General features: G+C 68.8%; 13 protein-coding genes. 5 read left to right on the top strand and 8 right to left on the bottom strand.

Annotated features, from left to right (window positions below; translation table 11 throughout):
• The first annotated feature begins 50 nt into the window (after positions 1–50).
• Genes AACX88_RS10625 through AACX88_RS10615 form a run of 3 tightly spaced genes read left to right on the top strand, consistent with a single transcriptional unit; the run spans position 51 to position 2,328 of the window.
• Positions 51–878 (top strand): hypothetical protein, encoded by an 828-nt coding sequence (locus tag AACX88_RS10625; protein WP_339392983.1) that lies wholly within the window; start codon positions 51–53, stop codon positions 876–878.
• A complete protein-coding gene (locus AACX88_RS10620) occupies positions 866–1,651 on the top strand; it encodes a CoA transferase subunit A (protein WP_339392982.1) in 786 nt (261 codons plus the stop codon). Before AACX88_RS10625 ends, AACX88_RS10620 begins: the two co-directional genes overlap by 13 nt.
• 11 nt (positions 1,652–1,662) lie before the next feature.
• Positions 1,663–2,328 carry a CoA transferase subunit B gene (locus AACX88_RS10615; protein WP_339392981.1) on the top strand — a complete coding sequence of 222 codons (666 nt, stop codon included), beginning with the start codon at positions 1,663–1,665 and terminating at the stop codon, positions 2,326–2,328.
• A 345-nt stretch (positions 2,329–2,673) separates the two neighbouring features.
• Here AACX88_RS10615 and manA read toward each other — a convergent pair whose 3' ends face one another.
• The 6 genes from manA to AACX88_RS10585 form a co-directional block, all read right to left on the bottom strand.
• A complete protein-coding gene (gene manA, locus AACX88_RS10610; RefSeq protein ID WP_339392980.1) occupies positions 2,674–3,990 on the bottom strand; it encodes a mannose-6-phosphate isomerase, class I in 1,317 nt (438 codons plus the stop codon).
• A gap of 249 nt (positions 3,991–4,239) precedes the next feature.
• Positions 4,240–6,807, bottom strand: coding sequence for an NlpC/P60 family protein (locus tag AACX88_RS10605; protein ID WP_339392979.1), 2,568 nt, complete (start codon positions 6,805–6,807; stop codon positions 4,240–4,242).
• Positions 6,808–7,199: 392 nt separating this feature from the next.
• Entirely contained in the window at positions 7,200–8,723 is a 1,524-nt protein-coding gene (locus AACX88_RS10600) for an LCP family protein (protein ID WP_339392978.1), read from the bottom strand.
• A 238-nt stretch (positions 8,724–8,961) separates the two neighbouring features.
• The gene (locus AACX88_RS10595; protein WP_339393027.1) at positions 8,962–10,110 is read right to left on the bottom strand and encodes an acyl-CoA dehydrogenase family protein; all 1,149 of its coding nucleotides are present in this window, start codon (positions 10,108–10,110) and stop codon (positions 8,962–8,964) included.
• Positions 10,111–10,146: 36 nt separating this feature from the next.
• Positions 10,147–10,671 (bottom strand): 5-(carboxyamino)imidazole ribonucleotide mutase, encoded by a 525-nt coding sequence (purE, locus tag AACX88_RS10590; protein ID WP_339392977.1) that lies wholly within the window; start codon positions 10,669–10,671, stop codon positions 10,147–10,149.
• Position 10,672: 1 nt separating this feature from the next.
• Positions 10,673–11,845, bottom strand: coding sequence for a 5-(carboxyamino)imidazole ribonucleotide synthase (locus AACX88_RS10585; RefSeq protein ID WP_422614433.1), 1,173 nt, complete (start codon positions 11,843–11,845; stop codon positions 10,673–10,675).
• Between the two features lie 160 nt (positions 11,846–12,005).
• On the opposite strand from AACX88_RS10585, the gene AACX88_RS10580 reads away from it, so the two are divergent.
• Positions 12,006–12,551, top strand: a complete 546-nt coding sequence (locus AACX88_RS10580) for a GtrA family protein (protein WP_339392975.1) — start codon at positions 12,006–12,008, stop codon at positions 12,549–12,551.
• Here AACX88_RS10580 and AACX88_RS10575 read toward each other — a convergent pair.
• Together AACX88_RS10575 and AACX88_RS10570 are read right to left on the bottom strand one after the other, a co-directional pair.
• The gene (locus tag AACX88_RS10575) at positions 12,511–13,683 is read right to left on the bottom strand and encodes an alkaline phosphatase family protein (RefSeq protein ID WP_339392974.1); all 1,173 of its coding nucleotides are present in this window, start codon (positions 13,681–13,683) and stop codon (positions 12,511–12,513) included. The two genes, AACX88_RS10580 and AACX88_RS10575, sit on opposite strands and share 41 nt — an antisense overlap.
• Positions 13,683–14,270 carry a DUF5998 family protein gene (locus AACX88_RS10570; RefSeq protein WP_339392973.1) on the bottom strand — a complete coding sequence of 196 codons (588 nt, stop codon included), beginning with the start codon at positions 14,268–14,270 and terminating at the stop codon, positions 13,683–13,685. The genes AACX88_RS10575 and AACX88_RS10570 overlap by 1 nt, the downstream gene beginning before the upstream one ends.
• A gap of 51 nt (positions 14,271–14,321) precedes the next feature.
• Between AACX88_RS10570 and AACX88_RS10565 the strand changes: the two genes are divergently transcribed.
• Positions 14,322–16,994: a bifunctional acetate--CoA ligase family protein/GNAT family N-acetyltransferase gene (locus tag AACX88_RS10565; protein ID WP_339392972.1), complete on the top strand. Its 2,673-nt coding sequence runs from the start codon at positions 14,322–14,324 to the stop codon at positions 16,992–16,994.
• Positions 16,995–17,030: the final 36 nt, after the last annotated feature.

Genomic DNA, 17,030 nt, shown 5'->3' with positions numbered 1-17,030 from the left:
CTTGACGTTCCGCCCCCGGACGTTCTCGCCCCGACGAAAGCAGGTCACCCATGGCACTGACCCGACTCAGCCGCACCGGCGGTCCCGTGCTCTTCTGGCGCGGACCCGACTACGACAGCCTCGACCTCACCGGCCCCGTCATCGCCAACTGGGTGCACAAGGGAGTCGGGCTCTTCGGCGACTACGAGCTCGGACCGGACTTCACGCTCTTCGTCCCCTCCCCGTCCGGTCTCCACTGGCGCGAACTCGTCGCGGTCCTCAGCGTCCTCCTCGGCGGCGGCCGCGTCATCCTCGCACGGGGCGGGGACGCAACGGACAGCGGCACCGGAAGCGCAGCCGACTCCCCCGCGAACGGCGGCGACTCCCCCGCTAGCGACCCCCAATCCTCTGGGGCCGGCGGCATCGATCCCGCGACGGTCCCGGACGGGGACTTCCATGCCTTCGTCCCCCTCGGCTTCGAGACCGACCCGGCGATCGCCTCGGCGGAGGAGATCTTCGTCTTCAATCCGCCCGCACTGGCCCTGAGCACTCCCGTGGACGCCGACTTCATCGACGTCAACTCCGCGATCCGCGCCTACCCCGACGTGGCGTCCCGGCGCTTGGTCCGCTCCGGGACCCTCGCCGTGGCCGGCGCCGACGGCACGAGGGAGATCCCCTGGGCCGAAGCCGCCGCAAGCGATGCGGACACAGGCACTCGGCCCACGGGCATCCTCGTCTCCCACTCGACCCCACGGCCGGACGAGTGGCCCGAATTCCTGCACCACCTCCTCGGCGGGGGTGAGACCGTGCTGGGCACGGGAGTCGAGGTGGCCCACATCACGGACCTCGCACGGACCCTCGGGGACGTCCGTGGCAGACTGGGCTCATGGACAAAGTAGTTGACACGCCCGCAGCGGCGGTGGCCGATATTGCCGATGGATCGTCGATCGCCGTGGGCGGGTTCGGGGTCGTCGGCGTACCCGAATACCTCATCCGGGCCATCCGGGACCAGGGGACGACCGACCTCGAGGTGATCTCGAACAATGCCGGCGTCGACGGCCGCGGACTCGGCGTGCTGCTCGCCGACCACCGGCTGCGCCGCATCATCGCCTCCTACGTCGGGGAGAACAAGGAGTTCGCCCGGCAGTACCTCTCCGGTGAGCTCGAGGTCGAGCTCACCCCGCAGGGCACGCTCGCGGAGAAGCTGCGGGCCGGTGGTGCGGGGATCCCCGCGTTCTACACGATCACCGGTGCGGGCACGCAGGTCGCCGAGGGCGGCATGCCGTGGAAGTACGATGCGGACGGCAACGTGATCAAGGAGTCCCCGGCGAAGGACACGCGGGTCTTCGACACCTTCGGCGAGGAGAAGCAGTACGTCCTCGAGGAGTCGCTGGCTCCCGACTATGCGCTCGTGCGGGCCGCGATCGGCGACCGCGACGGCAACCTCGTCTTCCATTCCTCGGCACGCAACTTCAATCCCCCTGCCGCGCAGGCCGGTCGGATCACGATCGCCGAGGTCGAGAAGCTCGTCGAGCCCGGCGAGATCGACCCGGACCAGGTGCATGTGCCCGGCGTCTTCGTCCACCGCGTCGTGCCCCTGACCCCCGAGCAGGTCGCCGACAAGCCGATCGAGAAGCGCACCCTGCGCCCCACCCCCGCCGCGAGCGCCTGAGGAGAGCCCCTATGTCACTGACACGCAACCAGATGGCGGCACGTGCCGCGCAGGAACTCGCCGACGGCAGCTACGTCAATCTCGGCATCGGCATGCCGACCCTCGTGCCGAACTACCTGCCCGAGGGCGTCAGCCTGGTCCTCCAGTCCGAGAACGGCCTCCTCGGCGTCGGCCCGTACCCGACCGAGGACGAGGTCGACCCGGACCTCATCAACGCGGGCAAGGAGACCGTGACGATGCTGCCCGGCGCCTCGTACTTCGATTCGGCGGCGAGCTTCGGCATGATCCGCGGCGGCAAGATCGATGCGGCGATCCTCGGCGCGATGCAGGTCGCGACCAACGGCGACATCGCGAACTGGATGATCCCGGGCAAGATGGTCAAGGGCATGGGCGGGGCGATGGACCTCGTCCACGGCGCCAAGCGCGTCATCGTCGTCATGGACCACGTCGCCAAGGACGGCTCGCACAAGCTGCTCGAGGTCTGCGATCTGCCGCTGACCGGCAAGGGCGTCGTTGAGCGCATCATCACCGATCTCGCCGTCCTCGACGTCTCCGGGAATGCGTTCACACTCGTCGAGCTCGCTCCCGGGGTCACCGTCGAGGAGGTCAGGGAGAAGACCGGCGCCGAGGTGATCGTCGAGGGCGAGGTCCCCACCGTCTCCGTCCCCGACGTCTGAGCCGCCGGCGCGCTGCGCCGCGCTGGGGCGCTGGTCTCCGCTTCGCGACCACCCGCGGCCGCACGAACCACCCTTGGCTCCTCGAACCACCCGCGGCTACACGCACCACCTTTGGCTCCACACACCACCAGGAGCTCAGCACACACCACCCGGAGCAGCTCGTCCTACCCGTGCAAAGGTAGGACGAGCCGCTGACCGTGCGGGTTGCGGGGTGTCGCGGATCAAGTGCCGCAGGTCAGGAGCCGCCGGTGAGGTGCCGCTGGCCGGTAGCCGCGAGTCAGGTGCCGCTGGCCGCCAGCCGCCATCGAGCAGCCGCCGACCGCGCCGGCAGGCGGACCTCCGCTCTCAGGCGAAGGGCAGGGCGCGGTCGAGACCGGTGGTCGCGATGAAGAGGTCGCCGTGGCCGTCGGCGGTCACGGCAGGTTCGTTCGCGCCGATGAACACGCTCTGCCCACGGGTCAGCGTCGTCGAGGCGCCCACCGAGGTCAGCGTGATCGACCCTGAGGTGCACAGGGCGATCGCCGCACCGCGACGATCGATGCGCTTGAGTCGCGGGCACCGCAGGGCCTGGAGGGCGAAGTCCTCGGTCGCGCCCTTGAGCACGCCGTCGCGATCGGGTTCGATCAGCCTCGGCGCCCCCGAGGTGAAGGTCGCGGTCGCCGTGAGCTCGGGGATGTCGACGTGCTTGCTCGTCAGTCCCCCGCGCAGGACGTTGTCGCTCGACGCCATGATCTCGATCCCCGTGCCGCCGAGGTAGGCGTGGAGGACGCCGGAGTCCATCGCGAGCGCCTCGCCCGGCTGGAGGTGGACGCGGCAGAGCATGAGCGCGACGAGAACACCGGGGTCGCCCGGATAGTCGGCGACGAGTTCGCGGAAGGTCTGCATCGGATCGACCGCGGTCCCGATCTGCGAAGCGTGACCCCGCGGCGGCGTCGCGAAGTCCTGGCCGGCGATCTCGTCGACGAGGCCCGGCGCCCGCGGGTCGCCGAGGATGCGCTCGACGGTGCGCGAGAACGCCTTCGCCTCACTCAGCGCCTTGAGCGATCCGAGGATCTCACCGAGGAAGTCGAGCGAGGTCGCGGAGAGCGAGAGCGAGAGGAAGCGCTCGAAGGTCGCCCGCACGGCCTTGCGCGGGCGGAATCCGGACAGCGCGTGGAACTCGGTGAGCGCGTAGATGAGCTCGGGTTTCGCCGAGGCGTCCTTGTAGTTGCGTTCGGGCGCATCGAGATCGGGGCCGGTCTCCTCCTCCCGCGCGAAACCGGCTGCGGCCTGCGCGGGCGTGGGGTGGACCTGGATCGAGAGCGCCCGCTGGGCGGAGAGGACCTTGAGGAGGAACGGCAGACGGGGGCCGAAGACCTCGAGCGAATCCCGGCCGAGGAGGCCCTCGGGATCGCCGGCGATGTATTCGATGAGGTTCGGACCCGAGGCGACCCGGCCGTTCGCGCGGACGTCGACCGATGAGGAGGAGCCGACGCGGCCGTAGCCGAGAGCGGAGTTCGTCTCCTGTGCGGCCGCGACCTCGAGACGTGAGGGGCTGAGCGGGTGGGCCCCGAGCCAGAGCTCGGCGCACGGCGTTCCGTCCGGGACGGTGCCGAGGATCGCAGGGATCGCATCCGGGGTGCCCCAGTCGAAGTTCTTCACCGTGTTGTTCAGCCGCCGCACCGACCCAGCTCCTTCCGTTCGCTCGTGCTCATCCCACCACCGTAGCGTGTGCGCGTCCCGGATTCCGGAGATGACGCTGTGACTTCATCTCCTGTTCAGGGCCGTACATCAAGAGTTCACTGCGGCAGGCTCGTCGAACAATAGGGGTACCCGCCGTGAATGCGCGCGGGCCCCGCAGCGCGTTGGCACTGCGGGGCCCTGCTTGCGCTGATCTCTCAGCGCTTCACTGACTTCTCAGCGGCTTCTCGATCAGCCGACGACGCGGATGACCTTGGCGCCGCGGCTGAGCATCCACTCGTAGCTGCGCTTGGCCGTGTTCGTCCGGGTCGAGCCCGCATCGTACATCTGCCCCTTGGTCTCGGAGATGATGCCGATGTGACCGGGGATCCAGATCAGGTCACCGGGCTTGGCGTCCTTGACCGAGACGACCTTGCCCACATTGCGCTGCTGGCTGGTCGTGCGCGGCAGCTTGATGCCGTTCTTGCCGTAGACGTACTGGGTGAACCCGGAGCAGTCCCATCCCTTCGGCGTGGTCCCGCCCCAGACGTACTTCACACCGAGGTAGGACTTCGCGTCCTTGACGATCGCGTTGCGCTGGGCCTGGATCTGCTCTTCCTTGCTCGGCTTGTCCTCCTTGGGAGGCTTCGTCGGCTTGGGCGAGGGCTTCGGCGCGGGCTTCGTCGGCTTCGGGGCCGGCTTCGTCGGCTTGGGCTTCGGCGCAGGATTGCTCGAATCGTTTCCGTCGGCTGCAGCACCTTCCCCGGAGTCTGCACCCGAACCGCCGTCTGCGGCATTGCCTCCCGGCGGCGAGTTCTCATCGACGACACCGCCGGAGATCTTGCCGTTCGGTGAGAACTCCGTGGTCCCGTAGCCTTCGGCCCAGACGAGCCTGGCGCCTTCGAAGAGCTGCTCGGCGCGACCGTTCTTCACCGTGGGGTTGGTCTTCGGGTACCCGAGGTGCCCGCGTTCGTACCCTTTGGACTTCCAGTAGCTCTGCAGCACACCGGTGGTGTACTTCGCCCCGGTCTTGGGCGACCAGTGGAACGTTCCCTTCGAGAAGGTCTGATACGCTCCACCGTTCTTCAGGCCGCCCTTCTCGGTCCCCGTGGGCAGCCCGACCTGCTGGATGACGTCACCGGTCAGTGCGCCCCTGATCGCGCCCTTGACGTGGTAGGCACCGGTCTTCTGGGACCAGTAGACGACGCCCTTCTCGTAGTTGCGTCCCTTGGCGCCGGCGATGCCCTTGACGTCGAACTCGTTGCTCGTGGCCTTGCCGAGGTTGTTCTTCTCGGCGTAGGACTCGATCGCGGTCTTCGGCTTCGGCTTGGGCTTCGGCGACTCGGTCTTGTCGTCGGCAGGCAGGTCACCGGACTTGAGGATCGCGTTGACGGTGCTGCGGACCTCGCCGAGCTTGGCGTAGAACGCATCGCCCGGGCAGTCGGTGTTGCCGAGGTCGCGGTGGCCGACGAGGGTCGACTTGCTCGCGGTCAGCCCGTTGAGCGAGAACTTCCAGGCGATCGCGGCCGCCACGGCGTCACGGGTCTTCTTCGGAGGAGCCGAGCCGTTGTACGTGCCGAGCACCGAGATGCCGAACGTTCCGGTGTTGTACCCGGCGACGTGCGCACCGATGACGGCCTTCTCGAGCTTGCCGTCGCGGGCCTGCCACAGGCGGCCGTACTTGTCGGCGACGACGTTGTATCCGATGTCGGACCAGCCGCGTCCCTTCTGGTGGAAGGACTGGATGCCGCGGATGATCGAGGGCACGTCCTCAGCGGAGTAGCTGTTCGACCCCGAGGTGTGGTGGACGACGGCCTGCTTGATGCCGCTCGCGTAGCTGACGCTGCCCTTGTACGGCTTCGCGCCCCAGGACTTGCGGGAGGCGATCTTCGGCATGGGCACCTTCGCCGACTTCGCGACGGTGTCCACCGTGGAGGTGCCGGGAACGTAGTTCTGGGTGCTCACCGTGGCGGCACCGGCAGCTGAGACGTTCGTCGCCTCGGCGCCCGAGCCGTCGACGGCCGGCACGGTCGTCCCCGCGTCGGTCGTTCCGGCGTCGGTCGCGGCCGATTCCTCGGTCGCACCGGTCGACTGCGGGTCGATCTGGACGGGAGCGTTCTCGGCGACCGCCTGGGCGTCTGCGGACGAGCGCTTCGGGTCGACGAGGACGAGTTCGGCGTCGCTGGGAGCCTGATCGCCGAGGATGCGCATCTGCACACCGTCGGCGCGGTTGACGGTGAACGGCTCGGAGCCTTCGTTCTTCGCCTCTTCCTGCTTCTCCTCATCGAGGGTCTGCCAGGCGCCCCATCCGCTGCCGCTCTTGACGCGGACCTGGATGCGGATGCTGCTGGCGGCGTCGGAGAAGGTGACGCCGACGAGGCTGGGGTTCTTCGACGGCACGTCGAGGACGTCGGAGATGAGCGCGATGTTCACGCCGTCCTCGGTCTTCTGCTGCACGGAGCCGGAGATGTCGTCGCCGTCCTTCGACGGCTCCTTCGTCTCCTCCGCCGGAGCGGTCTCCTCCGCCGGTGCGGTCTCCTCGGCGGGAGCGGCGTCGCCGGACTGGCTCTGCTCGCCCTCTGCGGGGGTGGTGGAGTCTCCCGATCCCTCGGGTGAGGTCAGGCCCGCCGAGGCGGGGGTGACGGTCGCCGACGCCGGCTGCGCGCTGACGTTGACCGTGGCAGGCACCTGGGTGGCTGCGAGTGCGGTCTGCGACTTGAATATGTTCGGAAGGTTGCTCGATGCGCTCTGGTTGGCGACGGAGGCAGCTGAGTCACTGGAGTCGCGCGCGCCGGGGACTTTGAGTCCGTCCTCGCTCACGTTGAGCGCCTTCTGGGTCACTTCCGGCTCGACGGTTGCAGCAAAGGCGGTCGGAGCCGTGACCGCTAAGGTGCCGACGAGTGCGACTGAAGCGCAGCCCGCGACTGTGGGCAGAATGTATTTCATCGTTACAGCCTTTTCGAGGAAGTCAGGGAAGTTCAGGCCTTGGGAGTCCGCTTCACCGTCGGCAGAACGGTGGGCAACCCCAACATCTCAAAATTGTTACACATTTCCGGCGTGTCAGACTAGCCAAATAACGAATGAACATAATTACACGGGTGTGGTTCCCAGTGTTCTTGGGCGACACACCGAGCGAAAGTTTTTTCGTCGGGTCCTGCTTCGGTCATCCTCGACCGGACCGACACGCCGTGACCGACCCCGGTCTCAGCGCCTCACGGGACGTAGCAGATCGACCGCGCGTCGGCCTCGGATCCCTTCTCAGGGCTCGCCGAGGCGCTCACGTCGGTCGCCTGCGAGGCGGCCGCCTCGGTGCCTGCGGAGGCACTGACCACGGCTGCCGCGGAGGTGCCTGCGGCGACGCCTGCGGGGGCTGAGAGCGCATTGCTCTGCTTCTCAGCGTCCTTGGTGGCTTTGTCGATCGCATTCGCAACGAGGCGGCGCGCTTCGGCGAAGTCCGGTTGCGATGGTGTCACGCGCGGCGGAGTGAGGTCAAGCGACTCGATCTTCTGGCTCTTCACTTTGAGCGCCAGGTCGACGAACATGTCGACCTGGGTCGAGGGGATGTCGGTGGACACAGCTCCCGGGGTGGCTGCGGCGATGTCCTGGTAGCGGGTGAGCACAGTGGCCGGGTCGAGCTGCTTGACCATCGCCTCCTGCACGCACCGCTGCCGGATCATCCGCTCGTAGTCGCTGGAGAACTCGCGCGAGCGGGCGAACCACAGCGCGTGGTAGCCGTCGAGCTTCTGCTTGCCCGGCTCGATCCAGCCCTTGACGGGGCCGTGCTTGCCGGTGGCCGGGTTGACCTTCGAGGAGATCGGCACGCGCTTGCCCGAGACCAGGGTGATCCCGCCGAGGGAGTCGATGAGCTTCTCGAAGCCCTTGAGGTTGACCATCGCGTAGTACTGGACCTTGAGCCCGGTGATCGCCGAGGCGGCGTCCATCGTCGCCTGCTCGCCTGCTCGCTTCGGGTCGGGGAACTTGTCCTTGTACTTCTCCCCCTGCTGGAACACGGCGTTGAGCAGGCACTCGTTGCCGCAGTTGAATCCCTGCGGGTAGATCGAGGCCAGCGGCGAGCCCTCGGCGAAGGGGACGTTCTGCATATTGCGGGGCAGACCGACGATGACGGTCTTGCCCGTCTCGGCGTCGATCGAGACGAGCGACATCGAGTCGGGACGGATGCCGGTGCGGCCCTTGCCGGCGTCGGAGCCGAGCAGGAGGATGTTGTAGCGGCCGTCGACGGGCTTCGCGGCCTTGCCGGAGGCGAAGAGGTCGCTGACGAGCCCGCGCTGGGAGTTGAGCATCGTCGTCCCCCACGCCAGAGGCCCGGTGACGACGAGGAGGAGGGCGCAGAAGGCGCCGAGGAACCGCGTGCGCGCCTTCTTCGACAGGGTCACCAGCCGGATCCTGCGCACGGTGTCGAAGAGGCAGATGACCCAGTTGAGGCCGACGACGGGCACCCAGATGGTGAGGAACGTGAGGATGTAGGGGTTCGTGCCGATCGTGAACGCGAAGGTGCGGTTGATGAGGATCGCGATGACCGAGGCGATGAGGAGGATCCAGCTGATCGCGGTGATCGACAGGGAGATCTTCGCCCAGCGCCGGGAGCGGAAGAGCAGCTGAACGCCGCCGGGCAGCAGGGCTGAGACGAGGAGGAGCAACCACGCCCGCACGTCCCGCGTCGGCTGCGAAGCGTAGGACGGGAAGCGGATGGGGTCGATGTATCTCGTCTCGGCCACTGCCTCACCTTCTTCTGCTCGCGTGCCGACCCACCGTCCCTGCACAGGCATCAATCCTGCCAAACCAACGTCCGAGTCCTCTGTGTCCATCCATTGTGTCCCGTGGGCGCGGCCGAATCCCGCACATCCGGTCCTCGCATGTCGTGCCTGCGCACGTGTTCTGCCCCACACTCACGCAACCGACCGCCCTCGCACGGGTGCGAGGGCGGTCGGTCGCCGCGGGGACTGCGAGCTGCGCTCAGCCGAGCAGCTGGCGGCCCATGACGAGACGCTGGATCTGGTTGGTGCCTTCGTAGATCTGCGTGATCTTCGCGTCCCGCATCATCCGCTCGACGGGATGGTCGACGACATAGCCGGCCCCACCGAGGAGTTGGACGGCGTCGGTGGTGATCTCCATCGCCGCATCGGAGGCGAAGGCCTTCGCTGCGGCCCCGAAGTACGTGAGGTCCTCATCCCCGCGCTCGCTCTTGGCCGCTGCGGTGTAGGTAAGCTGACGGGCGGCTTCGAGCTTCATGCCCATGTCGGCGAGCATGAACTGGATCGCCTGGAAGTCGGCAATGCGCTTGCCGAACTGCTGGCGCTCCTTGACGTAGGCCAGCGCATAGTCGAGCGCGCCCTGGGCGATGCCCACGGCCTGTGCGGCGATCGTCACCCGCGTGTGGTCGAGGGTGCGCAGGGCGATCTTCAGCCCCTCACCGGGGGCACCGACGATGCGGTCACCGGGCAGCCGGACGTTGTCGAAGAGCAGTTCCCGCGTCGGTGAGCCCTTGATGCCGAGCTTGCGCTCCTTCTCCCCGAAGGTGAAGCCCTCATCGGACTTCTCGACGACGAACGCGGAGATGTTGCGTCCGCGCGCCCCGTCGGGGTCGGTGACGGCCATGACCGTGTAGTACTCGGAGACCCCGGCGTTGGTGATCCACGTCTTCACGCCGTTGAGGATCCAGTCATCGCCGTCTCGGGTGGCACGGGTCTTCATCGAGGCGGTGTCCGAACCGGCTTCGCGTTCGGAGAGACCGTAGGAGAATCCGGCCTCGCCGCGGGCGAGCGGGGCGAGGTACTTCGCTTTGATCGCCTCATCGCCGCCGAGCTGGACGGGCATGCTGCCGAGCTTGTTGACGGCGGGGATGAGGGAGGAGGAGGCACAGCCGCGGGCGACCTCTTCGATGATGATCGCCACCGCGAGCGCGTCGGCGCCCACTCCCCCGTACTGCTCGGGGACGTGGGCGGCGAAGAAGTCGGTCTCGACGAGCGCGTCGTGGGCTTCCTGCGGGTACCGGGATTCGGCGTCGACCTCGGCGGCGAAGGGGGTGATCCGCTTCTCGACGACGTCGCGCACCGCCGCGCGGATCTCTTCGTGCTCTTCACTGGGCTGGTAGAGGTCGAACATCATGCTCCTTTGACTGATCGATCGTTCAGTCAGCAATTATTGCCCGAGCGCCGCCCCTTTGTCGAGGGCGACCTGGCGCAGGCGCGCCCGATACTCGTCGAGACTTGCCCGGATCCGCAGTGATTCGGCGTCCGTTCCGGCACCGAGGATGCGGGCGGCGAGCAGACCCGCGTTCCTCGCCCCGCCGATCGAAACCGTGGCCACGGGGACCCCGCCGGGCATCTGGACGATCGAGAGCAGCGAGTCCATGCCGTCGAGGTGTTTCAGCGGCACGGGCACGCCGATGACCGGCAGCGAGGTCATCGAGGCGATCATGCCCGGCAGGTGCGCGGCTCCGCCTGCTCCGGCGATGATGACGCGCAGACCGCGGTCGGCCGCGGTCTTCGCCCACTCGACCATGTCCTCGGGCATCCGATGGGCGGAGACCACCTCGGCGCTCGAGGCGATGCCGATCTCCGTGAGCGCCTCGGCGGCGGCGGCCATCGTCGGCCAGTCCGAGTCCGAGCCCATGACGATGCCGACGGGGACCGCCGGTGCGGGTGTGTCTGCTGGAGTGCTCATGTCAGGCCCCTTCCCCGGGGTTGTTCGGTGCGGTGAGGTTCGTCGGTGTCGCGGCCGCCGAGGCGGTGGCCTCGGGCATCCGGGGATGCGGGTCGGTGTCGACGCCGGCGATGAAGTCCGCGGCATGCCGGGCACGGGCGAGGACGAGCTCCCGGTCATCGCCGTAGGCGTTGACGTGGCCGACCTTGCGTCCCGGCCGCACCCCCTTGCCGTAGAGGTGGACCTTGACCGCGGGGTCGTGGGCCATGACGTGGAGGTAGGGCTGGTAGAGGTCCTCGTGTTCGGCGCCGAGGATGTTGACCATCACCGACACGTCCTCCCTGGCCTCGGGGCTGCCGAGCGGCAGGTCGAGGACGGCACGCAGATGCTGTTCGAACTGGCTGGTCACCGACCCGTCCTGGGTCCAGTGGCCGGTGTTGTGGGGGCGCATCGCGAACTCGTTGATGAGGAAGCCGTCCGGGGTCTCGAACATCTCCATCGCCATCACCCCGGTGACGTCGAGGGCGCCTGCGACGGTGAGGACCGCCTCGGTGATCTCCTTCGCCTTGTCGCCCGAGAGGCCGGGGGCAGGGGCGATGGCCTCCTTGCACACCCCGTCCTGCTGCCAGGTCTCGACGACGGGCCACACGGCGGTCTGCCCCATCGGGGACCGGCCGACCATGACGGCGAGCTCACGGGTGAAGTCGACCTTCTCTTCGGCGAGGAGGACGGGGACCTCGCGCAGCCACTCACCGACCTCGTCGAGGGAGGAGATGACGCGCACGCCCTTGCCGTCGTAGCCCCCGCGCGGGGTCTTGAGGATGAACGGCAGGCCCACCTCGGCGGCGAAGGCCTCGGCATCGGAGACGCTCGTGATCTCCGCCCATCGGGGGTTGGGCAGGCCGAGTTCGTCCATCCGGCGGCGCATGAGGATCTTGTCCTGGGCGAAGATGAGCGCCTGCGGGCCGGGACGGACCGCGTGCCCGGCGGCGACGAGCGCCTCGAGGTGCTCGGGCGGGACGTGCTCGTGGTCGAAGGTGATGACGTCGACGGTCTCGGCGAAGGCCTTGAGCGTCGCGAAGTCGGTGTAGTCGCCGACGACGACGTCGTGGATGACCTGGGCGGCCGGGGCGTCGGCGGTCTCGGCGAGGACGGCGAACCGGACTCCCAGTGCCTCAGCTGCGGGGGCGAGCATGCGGGCCAGCTGGCCTCCGCCGATGACGCCGATGGTAGGAAAAGTCACGCCTCCCATCCTAACGGCGGCCCGGCCCAGGACGCTCGCGGCTCCCAGCTGACCGACATCCTCACTGTCGTACGATGGACCTCGTCGAGTGCCACGAGGTGAGGAGGGGACCGTGGGCCGCACGCGCACCGAGTTCTCCCGCCTGGCGAAGTTCACCGCCGTCGGCGCCGTCGCCTTCCTCGTCGACCTCGCCGTCTTCAACCTCATCCTCTTCACCACCGACATCGGCCCGCTCATCCCCAAGGTCGTCTCGGTGGCCGCGGCGACCACGGTCAGCTGGCTCGGGTCCCGGCACTGGACGTTCCGCGACGGTCGCACCCATCGTCCGTGGCGGGAGGCGGCAGGCTTCTTCGCCGTCAATGCGATCGGCCTCGGCATCGCCGGCCTCTGCCTCGTCATCAGCCACTACGTCATGGGCCTGACCTCGCCGCTCGCCGACAACATCTCCGGCAACGTCGTCGGTGTCCTGCTCGGCAACATATTCCGCTACCTCATGTACTCCCGCGTGCTCTACCGCGTGCCCGGCAGCGCCTCGACGACAGCCTCGCCGAGGCGGGAGGTCGTCGTCGCCGACACCGACCCCGCAGTCACGGACGATGCCGTCGCCGACGCCGGTCTCACACGAGCAGCAGAGGGACCTGGAGTTCGCGTTCGGTAGTCGCGCCGTGATGGCCGATGAGGGCGAGCGCCGAGGCGGACTCCGTGTCCGAATCGACGACGGCGAAGCCGTCGGCGCAGATCGCGATGACGTCGCCGATGCGCCCGAGCACCCGCGGGTCGACGGGTCCGAAGTACCCGCGGGCGATGGCCTCGGCGCGGGGCAGGACGAGGGCGCGCCCGGCCAGGGTCTCCGTCCACGCGGCCGCCACGTCCGCCTCGGCGCCAGGTTCGGCGTAGAGATGGAGGGCACGCGGCTCCCCGCCGAGGTGGCGCAGCCCCGACTTGAGCTCGGGGGCGTCGACGAGGTCGAGGCGAGTGTCGTGGTCGATGTCGACCATCCCGTGGTCGGCGGTGACGAAGAGAGCCGAATCGTGCGGCAGGTCCTGGGCGAGCCGGGAGAGGACGAGGTCGATGCGCTCGAGCTCCTCGGTCCAGGCCGCCGAGTTCGAACCGTGCACATGGCCGGTCTTGTCGAGGTTGCCCCAGTAGAGGTAGACGAGCCGGGTGCCCGGTGCGCGCACCTCGGCAAGCGCCTGCGCGCTGCGCTCCTCGAGCGTCTTCGAGGCCCGGAACCGGCCGCCGCGCAGCGAGGCCCGGTTGAGTCCCCGACCGGCGAACTTCGCCTCGCCGAGGCTGACGACGTCGACCTCGGCCGATTCGAGGCGTTCGAAAAGAGTCGCATCGGGCACCCAGGCGACAGGGTCGACGTCGAGGTCCCAGGTGAGCTGGTTGAAGACGGCGTCCTTGGCCGGGTCGAGGAGGCGATAGCCGACGACGCCGTGGGCCCCGGGCAGACGGCCGGTGGCCAGGGAGGACAGGGAGTTCGCCGTCGTCGACGGGAAGCCCGCCGAGATCGGGCGGCGGGCGGAGGCCAGTGAGCGGAAGAAGGGTGTGTACCCGCTGTCGCGGCTCAGCAGCCGCTCTCCGAGTCCGTCGATGAGGACGACGATCGCGGTGCGCACCTCACGGTCGGCGCCCAGCGCCTCGGCCCGGCTCAGCGCCGTGCCGTCGAGGATGTGGCCGGCACCGAGGGCGAGCGCCGCGGCGGGCACGACGTCGGAGAGCATCGGTCCCGCGTAGTCGGGAGGTCCGAGCAGGGTCTCGAGGCTCTCGGTCGGGGATCCCACCATCAGCGCCGCGACCGGAGGCGGGCGTGGAAGACGGCCTGGCGCAGGCGGTCGGCGAAGGCGGCGATGCGGTCGACGGCGGCCTGCCCCTCGGCTTCGGCGGAGACGCGGAGGACGACATCCTCGGCGAAGGTCGATCCGCCGTAGCCGTGGTCGCCCATGCAGTCGGGGTCACCGCAGGTCTCGGGGAACGCCTCGATCCGGCGGGCGGCACCCCAGGAGAGGGTCAGCGAGACCTCGACGGGGGCCTCGCCCGGCGTATACGAGGCGGGGTCGGCGAAGGTGCGCCCGACCATGACGGTGCCGAGGCGTTCGAGTTCGATGTCCTCGCTGCTCGTCACGGCCCGCGCCTTCCCACCGGGGGCCACGGCCGGGTCGTCGTCGACGTGGGCGAGCAGCAGGCGGGTCTCGGTGAGGACGAACGCGGTGACGTGACGGTGGATGGACTCGATGTCGACGTGCGTGTCGATGTGGACGAAGTGGCTGAGCACCGGTTCGCCGAACAGGGAATCGGTGAGGATGCCCTGGGTGAGCTGCGGATAGTATCCGGCCGATTGGAGGTCGCGGACGAGGACTTCGGGTAATGCCATGGACTCCATTGTGCCGTACTCGTCCCCGCGCCCCGCATTTATGCTTGAGCCATGGAAGACTATCCTGCCGGGTGGGAAGCCGATGTCGTCCTCCGCGACGGCGGCACCGCCCATCTGCGCCCGATCGTGCCCTCCGACGCCGAGGCGCTGGCCCGCATGCACGAGGCCCAGTCGCCCGAGTCGATCTACCTGCGCTTCTTCGCTCCCCTGCCCAAGCTGCCCCAACGCGACCTCGACCGGTTCGTCAACGTCGACCACAACGACCGGGTAGCGCTGGTGATGACGATCGGCGACGACATCATCGGGGTCGGTCGCTACGACCGGATCTCCCCCACCTCGGCGGAGGTCGCCTTCAACATCGCCGACGCCCATCAGGGGCGCGGCATCGGCTCGATCCTCCTCGAGCACCTCGCCGCTGCCGCCCGGGAGTCGGGGCTGAGGAAATTCACCGCCGAGGTGCTCCCCCAGAACCGCTCGATGCTCCAGGTCTTCCAGGCCGCCGGCTACGAGGTCAGCCGCGGCTTCGACGACGGGGTCGTGGCCGTGACCTTCGACATCGACCCCACGGCCCGTTCGATCGAGGTCCAGGCCACGCGCGAGCACCGCGCGGAGGCCAAGAGCGTGCGCACCGTCCTCCACCCGTCCTCCGTCGTCGTCATCGGCGCCAGCCGGAAGCGGAACTCGACGGGCAACCTCCTCATCCGCAACATCGTCTCAGCCCACTTCACCGGGGACCTCTGGGTCGTCCACCCCGAAGCCGACCAGGTCGCCGGCGTGCCCGCGTATGAGAGCCTCGACGCCCTGCCGGGCACTGCGGATCTCGCCGTCATCGCGGTGCCCGCCGACTCCGTCACCGAGGTGGTCCAGGAGTGCGCCGCCCACGGGGCCAAGGCCGTCCTCGTCATCTCCTCCGGCTTCGCCGAGACCGGCCGGGCCGGCGCCGAACTCCAACGTCAGGTCGTCGCCACCTCCCGGGCCTACGGGATGCGGCTCATCGGACCGAACTCGTTCGGCATCGTCAACGAGGCCCCCGATGTCAGACTCAACGCCTCGCTCGCCCCGTTCCTGCCCGAACCCGGCACCCTCGGCCTGTTCAGCCAGTCGGGGGCGCTCGGCACGGCCCTGCTCGCCACGGCGAAGAACCGCGGCCTGGGGATCTCGACGTTCGTCTCCGCCGGCAACCGCGCCGACCTCTCCGGCAACGACCTCCTCCAGTACTGGGAGGAGGACCCGGCCACGCACACGGTGGGCCTCTACCTCGAATCGATCGGCAATCCGCGGAAGTTCTCCCGCATCGCCCGCCGGGTCTCCCGCGTCAAACCCGTCATCGTCGTCAAATCCGATGTCACGGGCCGCGAACTGCCGCCCGGACACGTCGTGCGCACCTCCTCGCTCGCCCCGCACGCCCTCGACCAGGTGCTCGGCCAGGCCGGAGTGGTCCGCGCCGACACCGTCCACCAGCTCTTCGACTTGGCGCAGGTCTTCTCCACCCAGCCGCTGCCGGCCGGGCGCCGGGTCGGGGTGATCGGCAACTCCGCGGCCCTGTCGACGCTCATCGTCCAGCGCGCCCGCGCCGAAGGGCTGACCGTCGAATCCGCGGTCGTCTCCCTCCACCCCGAGGTCGAGGCCGAGACCTTCGGCAGCGAGCTCGAGGCGATGTACGCCCGCTCCGACATCGACTCCGTCATCGTCACCTTCACCCCGTCGGCCGGGGCCGAGGAGAACGAGATCGCCGCCCGCCTCGCCGAGGCCGCGGCCCGGTCGGAGAAGACGACGGTCGCATGCTTCCTCGGCATCCACGGCGTCCAGGACGAGCTCACGAGCTTCCTCACCGATGACGAGGGCAAACGGGTGACGCACACGGTGCCCAGCTACCTCGGACCCGAGGACGCCGTGTGGGCGCTCGCCCGGGCCACCGACTACTCCCGGTGGCGTGCGGCCGACCACGGACGCTTCCTCGAGATCGAGGACCTCGACGACAAAGGGGTGCGCGAGATCGTCGATGCCGCACTCGAGGGCGCCGGCCCCGGCTGCCCCGTCGTCCTCTCCCGCGAGCGCGCCCGGGACCTGCTCAGCTGCTACGGGATCGAGACGGTCCCCTACATCACGGCCGCCTCGGTGGCCGAAGGACTCAAAGCCGCGGAGACGATCGGCTACCCGGTCGCGCTCAAGGCCGTGACGAAGTCGCTGCGCCACCGCATGGAGCTCGGCGGGGTCCGCCTCAACATCGACACGCCCGAGGAGCTCACGGAGGACTTCACCGCCATCCAGAGCCTCATCTCCTCCCTGCCCGGGGACGAGGAGCTGCTCGTCGACGTCCAGGCGATGGCGCCGCCCGGGGTGCCCTGCGTCATCCGCGCCGGCGAGGACCGCCTGCTCGGACCGATGCTCTCGTTCTCCCTGGCCGGGGACACCACGGAACTCCTCGGCGATGTCGAGCATCGGGTCGCGCCGCTGACGGACAAGGACGCCGGGGACATGATCCGGTCGATCAAGTCCTCGCCGAGGCTGTTCGGCTACCGGGGGCTGCCCCCGGTCGACATCGATCCGCTCATCGACGTCCTCGAACGCCTCTCCGTCCTCGTCGAACGCCATCCGCAGATCCTCGACGTCGAGATGCACCCGATCGTCGCGACCGAGACGAAGAGCCACATCCTCGACGTGCGCATCTCGCTGCTCGCCGATGCGACACGGATCGACACGACCAGGCGGCTGCTCAGCTGAGCAGAGATCGGATGTCTGCCGATTTCGCGGCGGTCC

Origin of the sequence: Brevibacterium metallidurans (assembly GCF_037101285.1) — a bacterium.
Lineage (GTDB): Bacteria > Actinomycetota > Actinomycetes > Actinomycetales > Brevibacteriaceae > Brevibacterium > Brevibacterium metallidurans.
This window is presented reverse-complemented; position numbering and strand designations above follow the sequence as displayed.